Genomic DNA, 15,610 nt, shown 5'->3' with positions numbered 1-15,610 from the left:
GGTCTCAAGCTGCCTGTTTTGCAGTAACGAACGCCGCAAGGCTCGCCACGTTGCTGAAATGATTGCGCGTGTCTTTGGCGTCAGCGTCGATCTTGATGCCGTATTTCTTCTGGACCGCCAGGCCGAGTTCCAGGGCATCGACCGAATCCAGGCCCAGGCCTTCGCCGAACAGGGTCTGGTCGTCGCCGATGTCTTGCACGCTGATGTCCTCAAGGCCCAGGGCGTCGATGATCAGTTGTTTGATTTCACGGTGTAGATCGCTCATCTTCGGCGAGCTCCTTGATGTAGTAGGAATGCAAATAATCGTTGAGCTTGCGCGAGGCTTGCGGGGCCGGGCCACACGCGGCAAAGACCTGTGGGTCTATATCGGCCCCCACGTGGAAACTGAAGTGCACGCGGCGCTTGGGGATCCGATACCAGGGTTCGGCCTTGGTCAGGGTCGTGGGACTGACCTTGATGGTCACCGGGGTGAGGATTTTCGCACCCCGCAGGGCAATTGCCGCAGCCCCCCGATGAAAGGCCGGCGATTCGCCAGGCTGAGTGCGCGTGCCTTCGGGAAATATGATCAGTGTCTGGCCACTTTTCAGGGCGTCAGCGGCAGCGTCAAGCATATCCATGCTGCCATCGTTGCTGATGTATTCGGTGCTGCGCAGCGGGCCGCGAGTGAAGGGGTTTTCCCACAGGCTTTGCTTGACCACGCAATTGGCATGACGCACCAGGCCGATCAGGAACACCACGTCGATCAGCGACGGGTGATTGGCAATAATCATCTGCCCCGGTCGACCGAGTTTTTCCGCGCCCTGGATGTCGTAGGTCAGCACCCCCGCCCGAGCCATGAAACGCACGAAAAACCAGAAGCAGCGGCTGACTGTTTGCCGCGCGCGCAGCCGGTGGACCTGTGAGTCACCCGGCAGACAGGCAAGCACCGGGAACACCACTAAACGCAGGCACAGCCCGCCCAACCCGAAAAGGGTAAAGCTCGCGGCGGTTGCCAGCAGGCGCCAGTAATAGGCGTCGCGGCTCTTTTCGGTCAAAGGTTGCGTTGCCAGGTCCATACACGATTTTTCCAGGCATGTTGGCAGGTAGTCTGCTGGCCGAGCAGGGTACGCAAGAGATTCAGGGCATGGGGCCAGTGAGATTTGGACAATGTATCCGCCGCACTGTTCAGGGACAGCTGCCAATCGTTGCCGGGTGTGATCAGCAGACCCAGTGCATAGGGGAATGGCACGTCGTCAATCCACTGTGAATAGGCTTGCGGCGGCGTTTCTTCAGTAATCACCAGCAGCACGGCGGGCGCGCCTTCGTCGATCAGTGCCACAGCCTCAAGCATGCCGTGTTCAAGTCCGTCGCCGGCTGCCGCCAGGGCGGTCATTTCGCTGGTCTCACCGCGCATGATCGACCACAGGCCAATGATCGCGTTGTGTACCGACAGGCTGAATTGGGTCGGTGATAGCGGCTGGTCGGCGGCCAGGTCACTTAGAATGTCGAAGGTGCGCGGTGTTTCGCCGTGGCGGGAAATAAAGACCAGTGGCAGGTCGTGTCGACCATCGGCCAGTGGCCAGCCAACACTGAAAGCCATGCGGGCGAGGCGGCTGAGCCGGCGGCGCTGCATGGCGGGCAAAAATGAGACGTCCGGGGCCGCATCGCTTGCCTGAAGCACTACCGGTTGGCGACTCCAGGCCTGCCAATCGTCCACGCTTTCGAGCCCAGGGGCCCATGCGCGCCATTGGGCGATGTTGAAATTGATCACAGACATTCATCCCGCCCTGAGGGCTTTTTTGACGCGGTGAGTCACGAAACCAGCGACAAACATGGCGCGGCGTCAAGCGCCAGGTGGCGCGCATTATCCCGGTGCAGCCAGTGGGTAGCAAATGCTGGTTACATTTTGCTCAGGGAAAATGTACTGGCTGGTTCGTACGTGGATATCATTCGGCCATTATCCACATCTGGGTAAGCCTGTCTGTCGGCTCGATCCGGCCACTCTGCCTGTACTTGCCGCTTTTTTATGAAGAGATTTCTGCTGACCCTGTAGTCCTCTTCCTAACAAGGTAGCGAAGCAATGCTCGAGACCACTACACTCGATCACTCATTGATACACGGAGGTTTTGACATGCGGCGCGTGGTGTTTAATCAAAAAGGTGGCGTAGGCAAATCCAGCATTGCCTGCAATCTGGCAGCGGTCAGCGCCAGCGAGGGCTATCGCACCCTATTGGTGGATCTCGATGCCCAGGCCAACTCCACTCAATACCTGACAGGGCTGACCGGGAATGATATCCCGATGGGCATTGCCGACTTCTTCAAGCAGACGTTGTCCTCGGGGCCTTTCTCCAAGAAAAACCGGGTCGATATCTACGAAACTCCCTTTGATAACCTTCATGTCATCACCGCTACCGCCGAATTGGCTGACCTGCAGCCCAAGCTCGAGGCGAAACACAAGATCAACAAGCTGCGCAAACTGCTCGATGAATTGTCCGAGGATTACGACAGGATTTATCTGGATACTCCGCCAGCGCTGAATTTTTATGCGGTTTCGGCGTTGATTGCCGCCGATCGAGTGCTGATCCCCTTCGATTGCGACAGCTTTTCGCGACAAGCCCTGTATGGCTTGCTGGCAGAAATCGAAGAATTGAAGGAAGACCACAACGAAGGTCTGGAAGTGGAGGGCATTGTGGTCAACCAGTTCCAGGCGCGGGCGAGTCTGCCCCAGCAGATTCTTGATGAGTTGATTGCCGAAGGGTTGCCAGTGTTACCGGTTTACCTGAGCACATCGGTGCGGATGCGTGAGTCGCATCAGGCCAATACGCCGCTGATTCAGCTCGATCCGCGGCACAAGCTGACGCAGCAGTTTGTCGAGTTGCATAACCTCCTCGAGAACGCCTGAAGATCAAAAGATCGCAGCCTGCGGCAGCTCCTACAAGGTGCAGGGAAATCGCAAGATCCCTGTAGGAGCTGCCGCAGGCTGCGATCTTTTGAGGTTGTCAGATTCCCTGACTACGCAACCAGCTCATCAACTGCGGCAACGGAAACGCGCCGCTCTGGCGCGCCACCTCCCGGCCGTTCTTGAACAGAATCAGGCTAGGGATCGAGCGAATTCCCAGCTGCGCTGACAACTGCTGATTCGCTTCACTGTCCAGCTTGGCCAGCCGGCATTTCCCCGCCAACTGCACCGCCGCCTGCTCAAACACCGGCGCAAATGACTTGCACGGGCCACACCAGTCAGCCCAGACATCTACCAGCAACGGCAGATCACCCTTGATCTGACTGGCGTAATCACCTTGCTTCAGTTCAAACGGAGTCTTTAACAACACCTGAACCTTGCAGCGGCCACATTTAGGCTGATCAACGAGGCGCTCGGCCGGGATACGGTTGAGGCCGTTGCAGTGGGGGCAGGGAATAAGGAGTGGGTCGGTCATGAGCGAAGGTCCTGAGAAGAAGCCGATAACCACTATTTGGAGACGTTTACTCATATTTTCAATCGTGCAGCGTGCGTCGATGAAACTAGGCTGAGTCGAACCGAGCGAGACCGTTGGTCTGCTCGCGATTATCGCAACTTGCGATATTTTTAGACTGTGATTAACTTCCCATAGCAGAATGCGATAAGGATATTGCATGCATGTCATTACTGAAAAACGCATACGTGAAGCCAAGTCCAAATGGCCAATGGCAGCCTCCGCACTGGACCAGTGGTATCAGTTGGCCAGAAGAAATCAGCCGGCAGATTTTGCCGCGATGAAGGGGCTGTTTCCTGCAGTCGACAAGGTGGGCGACCTGCACGTTTTCGATATTGGTGGCAACAAACTGCGGCTAATCGCCTACGTCAGGTACCGGGCTCAGAAGCTGTACATCAAGCACGTGCTGGATCACCGCGAGTATGACCGCGGTAAATGGAAGGAGATTTGAACATGAGTATTTTGATAAAGAGAGCCGCAGAACATTGGGAGTTCGTCTCGCCACTGCTGCGCAAGCCAAAAAACGAAGATGACTATGACTCGTTGGTGCGGGCGCTGGATGAGTTGCTTGCGATGACCGGCGGGGACGAGTCGCATCCGCTGATGAGCCTGGTGGATATCATCGGTGACTGGATCGAGGAGTGGGATCACAAGCACCACCCGATGCCCAAGCCCAGCGGTGTCGAGATGCTCGGCTACCTGATGCGCGAACATGGTTTGAGTCAAAGCGACCTCCCCGGCGTGGGAGCGCAGTCCGTGGTATCGGAATTGTTGGGTGGCAAACGTCAGCTCAACCTGCGGCAGATCCGCTGGCTGGCTGAACGCTTCGGGGTATCGGTGGAGACGTTTATCTGACAGCCATCACGATGAACAACTGATCTCCAGATGTTTACCCCATTCCGGCGGTCGTTCGGCGTAAGCCTCCATGCCTGGCTGCTGCTTGAATGGATTACTCAGCGCCGCATGCAGCCGGCGAACCTCGGCATAGTCGCCGCTTTCAGCCGCATCGATAGCTTTCTGCGCCAGGTAATTGCGCAAGATATACAGCGGGTTCACCGCATGCATGCGCTGGCGGCGCTGCTGTTGATCTGTCTCGCCGTTGCGGATTACCCGGGCCACGTAGAGCTCGGCCCAGGCATCGAAGCCCTTGATGTCGACGAAGTCGTCGCGCAGGCGGGCGACTGCCTCTGGTGCTGAATCTTCTCCGAGGCGGCGGAAGAACAGGGTGTAGTCGACGGCGCTGTTTTGCATTAGTTGCAGCAAGTGTTCGAGCAGCTTCTGGTCGTCGTCTTCAGCGGTGGTAAAACCGAGGCGGCGGCGCATCAGGTCCAGGTAATGCGCCTGGTACAGCGGCAGGTACAGGCCAAGGGTTTCGCGCAGTGCCTCGACGCTGATGAAAGGTGTCAGCGCCTGGGCGAGGGCGCTGAGGTTCCATTGGCCGATCGGCACCTGGTTGCTGAACGAGTAGCGGCCCTGGTCATCGGAATGGTTGCAGATGAAGTTGGCGTCGAAGTCATCGAGGAACGCGAACGGCCCGAAGTCGAAGGTGATGCCCAGGATCGACATGTTGTCGGTGTTCATCACTCCGTGGCAGAAGCCGTAGGCCTGCCACTTGGCGATCAGCTCGGCGTTGCGTTCGACGATTTCGCGGAACATCCCCAGGTACGGCTCCGGTTGTTCCAGGCATTCCGGGAAGTGCATCGCCAGGACGTGCTGGCCGAGTTCGCTCTGCTGTTCGGGACGTTTGGTGTAGTAGAAATACTCGAAATGCCCGAAGCGGATATGGCTGGGTGCCAGGCGCAGGACCATGGCTGCGCGCTCCTGCTTCTCGCGCCACACCGGTGTGTCGGAACCGATTACGCACAGTGCGCGAGTAGTCGGGATGTTCAGGGCGTTCAGCGCTTCGGACGCCAGAAATTCGCGGATCGACGAGCGCAGCACTGCACGGCCATCGCCCATGCGCGAGAAAGGCGTCTGGCCGGCACCCTTGAGGTGCAGGTCCCAGTGTTCGCCAGCCTGGTTGTAGACCTCACCCAGCAACAAGCCGCGACCGTCGCCCAGCTGCGGGTTGTAGGAACCGAACTGATGGCCGGAATACACCATCGCCCGCGGTACCGCGTCGGCCCAGAGCTTGTGGCCACTGAACAGCTCGGCGAACTCCGGGGTTTGTGCCACGGCCGGGTCGAGGTCGAGCAGCGCCATGGCCGCGGGGCTGGCCACCACCAGGCGCGGATTGTCGATCGGCTCGGGCAGCACATGAGCGGAAAACGCGTCGCCCAAACGGGCGAAGCGGTTATCGAAGGTCAGTTCGTCGAGGGCTTTCACCGGCCATCTCCAGCAGAATGTCCGAGCATTCTGCTAGGGATAAGCGGGTTAGTCGAGTTTGGCAGCCGGCGGTTCCTGCGCGGGTTTGCCATCGACCAGCGGGACGATGGTTTTGTTTTCCGGTTCGACCGGCACCATCTTGTATTCCTGGCCATGCAGGTTCTTGAGGTAGACCTCCATCTGCCGGAACGAGATGTTGATGTGCTGCTTCTTGAATTCGCGGTTAATGAAGCGGTTGACCTCGTCCAGCACCGGGTTGCGGTCGCCGAGGTCGCGCACGTGCATGCGCAGCTCGTGGTCCAGGGTACTTTCGCCGAAGTTGAGGAAGAACACATGAGGTTCCGGATCTTTCAGGACCCGTGGGTTTTCCCGGGCGGCCTTGAGCAGCAGCTCTTTCACCAGGTCCAGGTCGGAACCATAGTCGACGCCAAGCTTCAGCGTGACCCGGGTGATGGTATCGGTCAGCGACCAGTTGATCAGTTGCCCGGTAATGAACGTCTTGTTTGGGACGATGATGTCCTTGCGGTCGAAATCGGTGATGGTCGTGGCGCGGATGCGGATCTTGCTGACCGTGCCCGACAGGTTGCCGATGGTGATGGTATCGCCGATCCGCACCGGACGCTCGAACAGGATCATGATGCCGGAGATGAAGTTGGCGAATATCTCCTGCATGCCAAAACCCAGGCCGACCGATAGCGCTGCCACCAGCCATTGCAGCTTGTCCCAGCTAACGCCGAGGGTCGACAGGGTCGAAACGAACCCGACGCCGGCAATCACGTACGACAATAGCGTAGTCGTGGCGTAGGCGCTGCCCTGCGCCAGGTTCAGTTTGGACAGCACCAGCACTTCCAATAGCCCCGGCAAGTTGCGGGCGAGGGCGAAAGTGATGCCGATAATGATCAGCGCGCCGAGCATGTCGCCAATGCTTATCGGCACCATGCTCATGTTGGCACCGGTACCGCTGGTGTATTCGTAGAGGGTGATGTTGTCCAGGTACGAGAACACGCTGATCAGGTCCGACCAGACCCAGTACAGCGCCGCCATGAAACCACCCAGCAACGCCAGGCGAATCAGGCGCAGCGACTGTTCGTTGACCTTCTCGATATCCAGTGTCGGCTCTTCGATCACCGCTTCGCCGTCACCGGCCTCTTTCGCGGCCTGGCGTTTGGCCAGGGCGCGCTGGTAGGCCAAACGTCGTGCGGCAACGCTGAGGCCGCGCACGAAGGTGGCTTCGATCACCAGCCAGAACATCAGCAGGTACAGCGTGTTGATCAGCCGGTCGCTGAGTTTCAGTGCCGTGTAGTAATAACCGAAGCACACCGCGACGAACAGTGCGATGGGCAGCGCGGTGAACATGACGCCCACGGCCTTGCGGAACAGCGAGGCGTTCTGGTGGGTCGGGCTGCTGATCAGCAGGCGGCTAAGCAGCCAGGCCATCAAGGCGTAGCAGGTCAGCACCACCGGCATGCCGAGGACGTCGTCGGCCAGTGCGGCGGGTTGCAGCTCGGCGACTGCCACCACGGCGACTAGCGCCATGACAACCAGGCCCAGGCGCCGTACCCAGCCTTGCAGGAACTCGACCTGGGGTTTTTCCCAGCGGAAATGCAGTTCGGCAACGCCGCCCGGCGCGAGGATGCGGTAGGCGGTGTAGAACACCAGCCAGGCTTGCGCCATCTGCAACAGCGCCGCGCCCATGTTGGCATTTTGCCCGCGGGCGTCGATCTGCAGCGCTAGGCCGCACAATGCCAGTCCCAGGGACACCGGCATCGCCAGTAGAATATTGATCAGAATCGCCTGGGGTGTGTGCAACTGACTGTCACGCTTGAAGTGGCCGATGTCCTGGTGAACCTTGTTCAAGCGCGCGTACAGGCTTTTGCGGCGCCACAGCAGCGCGCCGATTACCAACGCCAACGGCAGGAACAGCAGCGGACGCTGGGTCAGTCCATCGGACAGTTCGCTCAGGCTTGAAGCTACCGGCAATGTGGCGACTTGACGCTTCAAACGCTCCGGCACGTCGTGCATCCACTCGAAATCCAGCGGCTTGTTGCTGGGAATCCAGAACATCTGTTCGTCGAGGGTTGCGCGCAGGCTCTGCGCGGTGCTCAGCAGTTGTTTCTGGTTGAGCTGCAGGGTGATGGATTCATTGAGTACGGCGCTCAGCTCGCGGTTCAACCGTTCCAGCAGGTCGGCCCGGGTATTGGCCAGTTCCAGCAGGCTCTTGCGCAGTTGCGGGGTAACCTGTTCCGGCGGTTGGGTGGACAGCAGGTTGTCGACGTAGGTGGCCGGGTTGCTCAGTTGCTCGCGTTGCTGGCTGACATCGAACTGGTACAGGCGAATGTCGGCAATTTGGTCCGCCAGGTCGCGATCGAGCTTCAGCCGGGGCAGGGCCTGCTTCTGTTTGTAGAGGATTTTCGACAGCAGCAGGCTGCCCTTGAGCACGTTGATCTGCTCGTCCAGGGCCGAGTCGCTCTGGGTGACGCTGTCCAGTTGTTGCTTGGTCTGCAGGTTCTGCTGGGTGACAACGTTGAGGCGGTCTGTGCTCTTGAGCAGGTAGTCGGACAGCTTCAGGTTGATCGTGCTTTCCGTGGCCAGCAGGCTGCTGCCCCCAGACTTCTGAGCCTCGATGGACTGCTGCGTTACGGTTTCCTGGGACTGCGCCAGGCGCTTCTGGTTGATCAGGTTTTGCAGCTCCTGGATTTCCTGATCCAGGCGATCGGATTTTTCCGTGAGCAAGTCATGTTGGCTGTTGCCCAGGTCCTGCAGCTGGCTGTTGCCGGCCAGCTCCTGACGCCGTAGCGGGATCAGCGCATTGAGTGCGGCGAGCTCGGCGTTGAGCTGGTCGCGCTGTTCGCCGCTCAAGGTCTTGCCGGCGTCCTTGCCGGCCTTGAGGATGTTGTTGATCTGTTGAATGCGTGTCTGGCTAGCGGAGATCTCCGCCTGGGCACGCTCGGGACGGGTCTGGGCGGTGATCACCAGGCTGTTGGCATCCGCCAGGGCTTTTTGCAGGTCGCTCTGTTGGGTCGAGCGCTCGGTGAGCATCTGTTCCAGCTGCTGGATCGACAGGTTGGCGAAGCGTTGCTCCACCGGTAGCACCTTGGTGCCTTTGAGGCGCGCCAGCTCGCGCTGGTTCTCGATGTTCTGCTTGGGTGCGGTGGCCAGCTGCTGCTTGAGGGCCGCGAGCTTCTGCTCGTAATCACGCTGGTTGTCGAGCTGGGTCAGGGTGTTTTGCAGGATGCTTTGCAGGGCTTTCTGATCGGCTTCCGGCAATTTGCGCTCGGCAATCTTGTCCAGGCTCGCCTGCACGGTCTCGCTGGTGGGCGGTTCGGCAGCTTGCAAGGTGCCGACAGAGAGGCTCAAGCCCAGCAGGGCCATGAAAAAATAGGTGCGCAGGGTTGACATAGAGACCGATCGAAAGCTGACGAAGTGTGGAGTTTAGAGGAAGAGTCCCGGACCCGGGCGACTTCCTTCGGGGAATCTGACGCCGACTTTGCCTATCTTGTTCCCGTCCATGACCGCAACTGTCCAGATGGTGCTATTCCATTCCACCTGGTCACCCACTACAGGCGCACCACCGACTTTCTGCGCGATGAAGTGACCCAGGGACATGTCCGGATCGATGTCTTCGACCTTCAACCCATACAGGGCAGCAACCGCAGCCAGCTGGGCGTCTCCTTCGAGCACAAAGTCGCCGAAGAAGCGCAAATCCAGCCCCCTTTGCGGGGCCTGGCTGAAGAGTTTGCCGAGGGCCGGGAGGTTGTGTTCGTGGCCGATAACACACAGCAAATCATCGACTTCGAGCACCGTACTACCCGACGGATGGAGCAGTTGCTGGCCACGAAACAGCGCCGCGATGCGCGTGCCGTCGGGCATTTTCAGCTCGCGCAGGGGCGAACCGATGCACCATTTTTCGGCGCCAAGGCGATAAACGAACAGCTCCCACTCGCTGGTGACGTGTACTTCCAGCGCAGCCCGGGAGATCGGCAAGGGTTCAGGCGGAACGGTGACCTTTAACAGCTTCGCCACCCACGGCAGACTCGTGCCCTGCACCAGCAGCGATACCAGCACGATGAAGAACGCGAGGTTGAAGTACAGCTGGGCATTGGGCAGCCCGGCCATCAGCGGGAACACCGCCAGGATGATCGGTACCGCGCCGCGCAGCCCGACCCAGGAAATAAAGGCTTTCTCGCGGCCATGGAATGCCTTGAACGGCAGCAGGCCGACCATCACCGACAGCGGGCGGGCGAACAGGATCATCCACAGCGCCAGACCCAGGGCGGGCAGGGCGATCGGCAGCAAGTCGTGCGGCGTAACCAGCAAACCCAGCACCAGGAACATGCCGATCTGTGCCAGCCAGGCCATGCCGTCGAGCATATGCAGGATGCCGTGACGGCTGCGCACCGGACGGTTGCCGATCACCAGGCCGCACAGGTACACCGCGAGGAAACCGCTGCCATGCAGGGCGTTGGTCAGGGCAAACACCACCAGGCCGCCGGCGACCACCAGGATCGGGTACAGGCCGTTAGCCAGGTTGATCCGGTTGACCAGCTGCAGCATCACCCAGCCGCCGCCGAGGCCAATCACGCCGCCGATTCCGAATTCACGTACCAGATGCCCCAGCAGGCTCCAATGCAAACCGGTCTCGCCGCTGGCAAGCATGTCGATCAGGGTGACAGTGAGAAATACCGCCATCGGGTCGTTGCTGCCGGATTCGATCTCGAGGCTGGCGCTGACCCGCTCGTTCAGGCCCTTGCCGCCCAGCAGCGAGAACACTGCAGCGGCGTCGGTGGAGCCAACGATGGCGCCGATCAACAGGCCCTGGATCATGTTCAGATTGAACAGCCAGGCAGCGGCCATGCCGGTCAGCCCGGTAGTAATCAGCACGCCCACCGTGGCCAGGGACAGTGCCGGCCATAACGCCACGCGGAAACTGGATACGCGAGTTCGCAGGCCACCGTCGAGCAGGATGACGGCCAGTGCCAGGTTGCCGACCAGATAGGCCGTCGGGTAGTTATCGAAGATGATGCCGCCGCCGTCGACCCCGGCCGCCATGCCCACGGCCAGGATGATTACCAGGATCGGGATGCCGAGGCGCGAGGAAAGTGAACTCACCAGAATGCTTGCACCTACCAGCAACGCGCCGATCAAGAACAGGCTGTTGATGGTCGTCGCATTCAAAGGCAGTACTCCGGAAAGCTGAAAGGCGGGCGCAAACTGACCATGCAGTCTGCGTGCCAGCGATTCTAACCTGTTGAAATGTGATGCTGTCAAAAAGGTTTTGCAGATCAAAAGATCGCAGCCTGCGGCAGCTCCTACGCTCAGTCGGTGTTAACCCCGTAGGAGCTGCCGCAGGCTGCGATCTTTTCGGCATCACCCGATTAAAGGCTGAACCGCCCAACCATCCCGTTCAAATCCACCGCCAGCCGCGACAGTTCATTGCTGGCTGCACTCGTCTGGCTGGCCCCGGTCGCTGATTGCACCGACAGGTCCCGGATGTTCACCAGGTTGCGATCCACTTCGCGCGCCACCTGCGCCTGCTCCTCGGCGGCACTGGCGATCACCAGGTTGCGTTCGTTGATTTCGACGATGGCAGTGTTGATTGTGTCCAGCGACAGGCCGGCACCGCGGGCGATGTTCAGGGTCGATTCGGCGCGCTCGGTGCTGTTGCGCATCGAATTCACCGCATGCTCGGTGCCGCTCTGGATACTGCCGATCATGCGTTCGATCTCGCTGGTCGACTGCTGGGTGCGATGCGCCAGGGCCCGGACTTCGTCCGCTACCACGGCAAAACCGCGCCCGGCTTCACCGGCTCGCGCGGCTTCGATCGCTGCGTTCAATGCCAGCAGGTTGGTCTGGTCAGCCAGGCCGCGGATCACATCAAGGACCTTGCCGATATCCCTGGATTCGTTGGCCAGGTCGCCGATCAGGGTTGCCGTGCTCTGCACATCGGCGCTCATGCGTTCGATGGCGCTGACGGTTTCCTGCACCAGGTCGCGACCGTCACCGGCAGAAGTAGTGGCATTTTTCGAGGCTTCGGAGGTGCTGACCGCGTTGCGCGCAACTTCTTCCACGGCGCTGGTCATCTCATTGACCGCCGTGGCGGCCTGCTCGATTTCGTTGTTCTGCTGGGTCAGGCCGCGGGCACTTTCATCAGTGACGCTGTTGAGCTCTTCGGCGGCAGAGGCCAATTGGGTGGCAGAACCGGAGATCCGCTGCAGCGTGTCGCGCAGTTTTTCCTGCATTTTCGACATCGCCAGCAACAGGCGGCCGGCTTCGTCTTCACCATCAACGGTAATCGGGCGAGTCAGGTTGCCCTCGGCGATGGCTTCGGCGGCGCTCAAAGCGTTGGCGATTGGCTTGGTGATGCTGTTGGTCAATAACCAGGCGAACAGCAGCGTCAGGCCCGAGGCCAGGACCAGCAGCGCGACGACCAGGTTGAACGCCGAGGAATACTGATCCGCAGCTTCCTGGCTGGTTTCGGCGATCTGCTGGGTGTTGATCTCCAGCAGCTTGGCCAGTGCCGTGTTGACCGCCTCAGAGTTGGCGAGCAACTCGGTGTTGAGCATCTTGCGCAGCTCTTCGACCTGATTGTTACGCGACAGACTCTTCATCTGGTCTTCAAGCTGACGGTATTGCCCCAGTAATTGCAGGTACTGGTCGTAGGCCGCCCGTTCGACCGGGCCGTTAATCAGCGGTTCGTAAATTTTCTGTGTGTCGCGGATCTGCTGATTGCGCGTCTCGAACAGTTCAAAGGTCTTTTGCTGGACGTCGGGTTCGCGGTTGGTCAGCAAGCGGTAAGACAGGACCCGCAGGCGCAGGGTAAGTTGGGTGAACTCATCGATGCTTTTTACGCTGGGTACACTGGCGGAGGCGATATCTTCGCCGGCCGCGCGGATCTTGCTCATCTGGTTCAAGGCAAACACACCCAGAACCAGCATCAACCCGCCAATCATGGCGAAACCGAGGAACGCCCTTGGGGCGATATTCATATTGCGAAGGGACATGGTGTTTTCCGGGAGAGGCGCATCCATGCGGCGCTAAGGCTGTCGTATGAAGGGCTTATCGGTCATACGACTAAAGTCTTGAGTGACTGCGCGTTTTTGTCGCAGTACAGGTCCGGCGACGAATTGCAGGAACCAGATGGAACAATCACAGTCTTTTAAGCTCGCGAGGAAGGTTGCCCGCCTGGAAAATCAAGGCCTTGCGCCTGAATAACCCTGGCTTGCGTGGTGACTTTTCTTTATCGTACGCGCCCTTTGAAATTGCTTGGAAAATCATTATGTTGGAAGCATCCCTTAGCCAATTGGAACAGCTGGTCAGCGACCTGGTTCAACAGAACCAGACCCTGCTCGCGACTAACCAGACCCTGAGCACAGAATTGGCCCAGGCCAAGGATGAAAACGAAAGCCTGCAACTGAACCTGATGGAGCAGGAAGAGAAACTCGGCGCTACCGCAGCGCGCATCCAGGCCCTGGTTGAGCGCGTCAGCGCCGGCCCAGTCAGCGCATGAGCGAGGGCGCCGCAGGGGTGAAAGTCGTCTCGATCCTGGGGGAGGACTATTCGATCAGGGCGCCGGCCGGGGAAGAGCAAACCCTGCTGGACGCTGCATTGATGTTGAAAGCTGCACTGGCTGATACCAAAAAGAAGTACCCGACGCTGATCGGCGACCGGTTGCTGGTGCTGGCCGCGATGAACCTGTGCTCTCAGCAGATCGAGATGCGCAAGCAACACAAGCTCGAACTCGACCGTTACCAAGAGCAAGTCAGCGCCACGGTTGAAGTGATCGCCAAGACCATCAATCAAGCCTGATCGGCTGATCGGCTGATCTGGCGCGGCAGGTGGGTGGGTTTAAGCTGAATTAAGATCAAAAGATCGCAGCCTGCGGCAGCTCCTACGGTTGGAATGCATTCCCCTGTAGGAGCTGCCGAAGGCTGCGATCTATTTTGCGGCTGTCACGCCGATTTACGACAGATCAGAACCACTCATCCTGCATCCCAAGACACACATCATCCCGCGCCTCAAGAATCGCCAGTTCATGGTGGCAACCCGGCACTTCCCATGTCAGGAAATACCGCGCTGCCTGCAGCTTGCCTTTATAGAAGCTGACATCTGCCGCATTCCCCTTGGCCAGCCCTTCCTCAGCACGAATCGCCTGTTCCAGCCAGCGCCAGCCGATTACTGTGTGCCCGAACACCTTCAGGTACAGCGCAGAGTTCGCCAGACTGCTGTTGACCTTGCCCTGCCCCAGATCGGTCAGCAGGCCAATGGTTACGGTCTGCAGGCGCTCCACCAGCTTCTCCAGAGGTTCACGCAGCGCTGTTAGCGACCCATGGGCCTGCGCGCGCTCGGCGGTGCCGGCGATCAAACGGATCAACTGCTTGAGCCCTGCACCCCCGTTCTGCGCCAGCTTGCGCCCCAGCAGGTCCAGCGACTGAATGCCGTGAGTGCCTTCGTGGATCGGGTTCAGGCGGTTATCGCGGTAATACTGCTCCACCGGGTACTCGCGGGTGTAACCGTGGCCGCCGAGGATCTGGATTGCCAGTTCGTTGGCCTTGAGGCAGAACTCCGACGGCCAGGATTTGACGATCGGGGTCAGCAGGTCCAGCAGCTCATGCGCTTGCTTGCGCTCGGCTTCGGTCTCAAGCGTGGTAGTGTCATCAAACAATCGCGCCGCGTATAACCCCAGGTCAAACGAGCCTTCGACGTACGCTTTTTGCGTCAGCAGCATGCGCCTGACGTCGGCGTGCTGAATGATTGCCACCGGTGCGGTGTTCGGGTCCTTGCTGTCTGGCACTCGCCCCTGTGGCCGCTCGCGTGCGTATTCCAGGGAGTACAGGTAGCCGGCGTAGCCGAGCATGACCGCGCCCATGCCGACGCCGATCCGCGCCTCGTTCATCATCTGGAACATGTAGCTCAGGCCCTGATGCGGCTTGCCCACCAGATAGCCCACGCAGGCACCATTGTCGCCAAAGTTCAGCGCTGTAGAAGTGGTGCCGCGCCAGCCCATCTTGTGAAACAGCCCGGCTAGCAATACGTCATTACGCGGGCCCAGGCTGCCGTCATCGTTGACCAGGAACTTGGGCACGATAAACAGCGAAATGCCCTTCACTCCGGCCGGAGCGTCCGGCAGCTTGGCCAGCACCATGTGCACGATGTTCTCCGACAGCGGGTGATCGCCGCCGGAGATGAAGATCTTGTTGCCTTTGAGGCGATAGGTGCCGTCGGACGCAGGCTCGGCGCGGGTACGAATATCCGACAGCGAGGACCCGGCGTGAGGTTCGGTCAGGGCCATGGTGCCAAAGAAACGGCCGTCGATCATCGGCTGCAGGAAACGCTGCTTCTGCTCTTCAGTGCCGAAACTTTCGATCAGGTTGGCCGCGCCCATGGTCAGGAACGGGTACGAAGTCGACGCCGCGTTGGCGGACTGGAAGTGCGCAAAGCAGGCCTGGGACAGCAGTGTTGGCAGCTGCATGCCACCCGCCTCGAAACTGCGCGCGGCATTGAGGAATCCGGCTTCGAGAAAGGCGTCCACAGCCGGTTTTACTTCCGGAATCAGAATCGCCTGGCCGTCCTCGTAACGTGGCTCGTTCTCGTCGCCCTTGCGGTTGTGCGGGGCGAAGAACTTCTCGGCAATGTTGCGGGCAGTGCCAAGTGCGGCATCGAAGGTCTCACGATTGTGCTCGGCAAAACGCTCGCGCTGGGTCAGGCCTTCGGCATCGAGGACTTCATACAGCTCGAAAGCCAGATTGCGGGAACTGAGCAACGTCTCGGACATGGCGGCCTACCTTTTTTTGGGTTGGACCGAGTTTAGGCGTGGGGAGGGTGGGGTGAACAGGATG

Annotated in this window: 14 protein-coding genes; 5 read left to right on the top strand and 9 right to left on the bottom strand. The window is 59.7% G+C overall.

The window, feature by feature from the left end; genetic code table 11:
• Positions 1-4: 4 nt before the first annotated feature.
• From ACYZTK_RS13230 to ACYZTK_RS13220, 3 genes are read right to left on the bottom strand one after another with little or no spacing between them, the layout of a single operon-like run.
• Complete coding sequence (locus ACYZTK_RS13230; protein ID WP_462010309.1) at positions 5-265, bottom strand: phosphopantetheine-binding protein; 261 nt, start codon at positions 263-265, stop codon at positions 5-7.
• Positions 246-1,055 carry a lysophospholipid acyltransferase family protein gene (locus tag ACYZTK_RS13225; RefSeq protein WP_462010308.1) on the bottom strand — a complete coding sequence of 270 codons (810 nt, stop codon included), beginning with the start codon at positions 1,053-1,055 and terminating at the stop codon, positions 246-248. Before ACYZTK_RS13225 ends, ACYZTK_RS13230 begins: the two co-directional genes overlap by 20 nt.
• Positions 1,031-1,756: a beta-ketoacyl synthase chain length factor gene (locus ACYZTK_RS13220; RefSeq protein WP_462010307.1), complete on the bottom strand. Its 726-nt coding sequence runs from the start codon at positions 1,754-1,756 to the stop codon at positions 1,031-1,033. The genes ACYZTK_RS13225 and ACYZTK_RS13220 overlap by 25 nt, the downstream gene beginning before the upstream one ends.
• Positions 1,757-2,110: 354 nt before the next feature.
• On the opposite strand from ACYZTK_RS13220, the gene ACYZTK_RS13215 reads away from it, so the two are divergent.
• A complete protein-coding gene (locus tag ACYZTK_RS13215; protein WP_462014841.1) occupies positions 2,111-2,881 on the top strand; it encodes a ParA family protein in 771 nt (256 codons plus the stop codon).
• 97 nt (positions 2,882-2,978) lie between these two features.
• On the opposite strand, the gene trxC is transcribed toward ACYZTK_RS13215, so the two are convergent.
• Complete coding sequence (gene trxC, locus ACYZTK_RS13210) at positions 2,979-3,413, bottom strand: thioredoxin TrxC (protein ID WP_462014840.1); 435 nt, start codon at positions 3,411-3,413, stop codon at positions 2,979-2,981.
• Positions 3,414-3,609: 196 nt separating this feature from the next.
• Here trxC and ACYZTK_RS13205 point away from each other — a divergent pair, with 196 nt between their 5' ends.
• Positions 3,610-3,900, top strand: a complete 291-nt coding sequence (locus ACYZTK_RS13205; RefSeq protein WP_462014839.1) for a type II toxin-antitoxin system HigB family toxin — start codon at positions 3,610-3,612, stop codon at positions 3,898-3,900.
• Between the two features lie 2 nt (positions 3,901-3,902).
• On the top strand, positions 3,903-4,304 hold the full coding sequence (locus ACYZTK_RS13200) for a helix-turn-helix domain-containing protein (protein WP_462014838.1): 402 nt from the start codon (positions 3,903-3,905) through the stop codon (positions 4,302-4,304).
• Positions 4,305-4,310: 6 nt separating this feature from the next.
• Here ACYZTK_RS13200 and selO read toward each other — a convergent pair whose 3' ends face one another.
• From selO to ACYZTK_RS13180, 4 genes are all read right to left on the bottom strand, one after another.
• A complete protein-coding gene (selO, locus tag ACYZTK_RS13195) occupies positions 4,311-5,774 on the bottom strand; it encodes a protein adenylyltransferase SelO (RefSeq protein WP_462014837.1) in 1,464 nt (487 codons plus the stop codon).
• Between the two features lie 48 nt (positions 5,775-5,822).
• Positions 5,823-9,173: a mechanosensitive channel MscK gene (mscK, locus tag ACYZTK_RS13190; protein ID WP_462014836.1), complete on the bottom strand. Its 3,351-nt coding sequence runs from the start codon at positions 9,171-9,173 to the stop codon at positions 5,823-5,825.
• A 33-nt stretch (positions 9,174-9,206) separates the two neighbouring features.
• Positions 9,207-10,949 (bottom strand): potassium/proton antiporter, encoded by a 1,743-nt coding sequence (locus ACYZTK_RS13185; RefSeq protein ID WP_462014835.1) that lies wholly within the window; start codon positions 10,947-10,949, stop codon positions 9,207-9,209.
• A 200-nt stretch (positions 10,950-11,149) separates the two neighbouring features.
• Positions 11,150-12,775, bottom strand: coding sequence for a methyl-accepting chemotaxis protein (locus tag ACYZTK_RS13180; RefSeq protein WP_462014834.1), 1,626 nt, complete (start codon positions 12,773-12,775; stop codon positions 11,150-11,152).
• Positions 12,776-13,050: 275 nt separating this feature from the next.
• On the opposite strand from ACYZTK_RS13180, the gene ACYZTK_RS13175 reads away from it, so the two are divergent.
• Both ACYZTK_RS13175 and ACYZTK_RS13170 read left to right on the top strand, forming a co-directional pair.
• Positions 13,051-13,281 carry a hypothetical protein gene (locus tag ACYZTK_RS13175; RefSeq protein WP_462014833.1) on the top strand — a complete coding sequence of 77 codons (231 nt, stop codon included), beginning with the start codon at positions 13,051-13,053 and terminating at the stop codon, positions 13,279-13,281.
• Positions 13,278-13,580 (top strand): cell division protein ZapA, encoded by a 303-nt coding sequence (locus tag ACYZTK_RS13170; protein ID WP_462014832.1) that lies wholly within the window; start codon positions 13,278-13,280, stop codon positions 13,578-13,580. Before ACYZTK_RS13175 ends, ACYZTK_RS13170 begins: the two co-directional genes overlap by 4 nt.
• 163 nt (positions 13,581-13,743) lie before the next feature.
• Here the strand turns inward: ACYZTK_RS13170 and ACYZTK_RS13165 are convergent, their stop codons facing one another.
• Positions 13,744-15,546, bottom strand: a complete 1,803-nt coding sequence (locus ACYZTK_RS13165; protein WP_462014831.1) for an acyl-CoA dehydrogenase — start codon at positions 15,544-15,546, stop codon at positions 13,744-13,746.
• Between the last annotated feature and the right edge of the window lie 64 nt (positions 15,547-15,610).

This window comes from Pseudomonas sp. LB3P31, assembly GCF_054897945.1.
The sequence above is the reverse complement of the archived record's forward strand: the minus strand, read 5'-3'. Positions and strand labels throughout refer to the sequence as shown.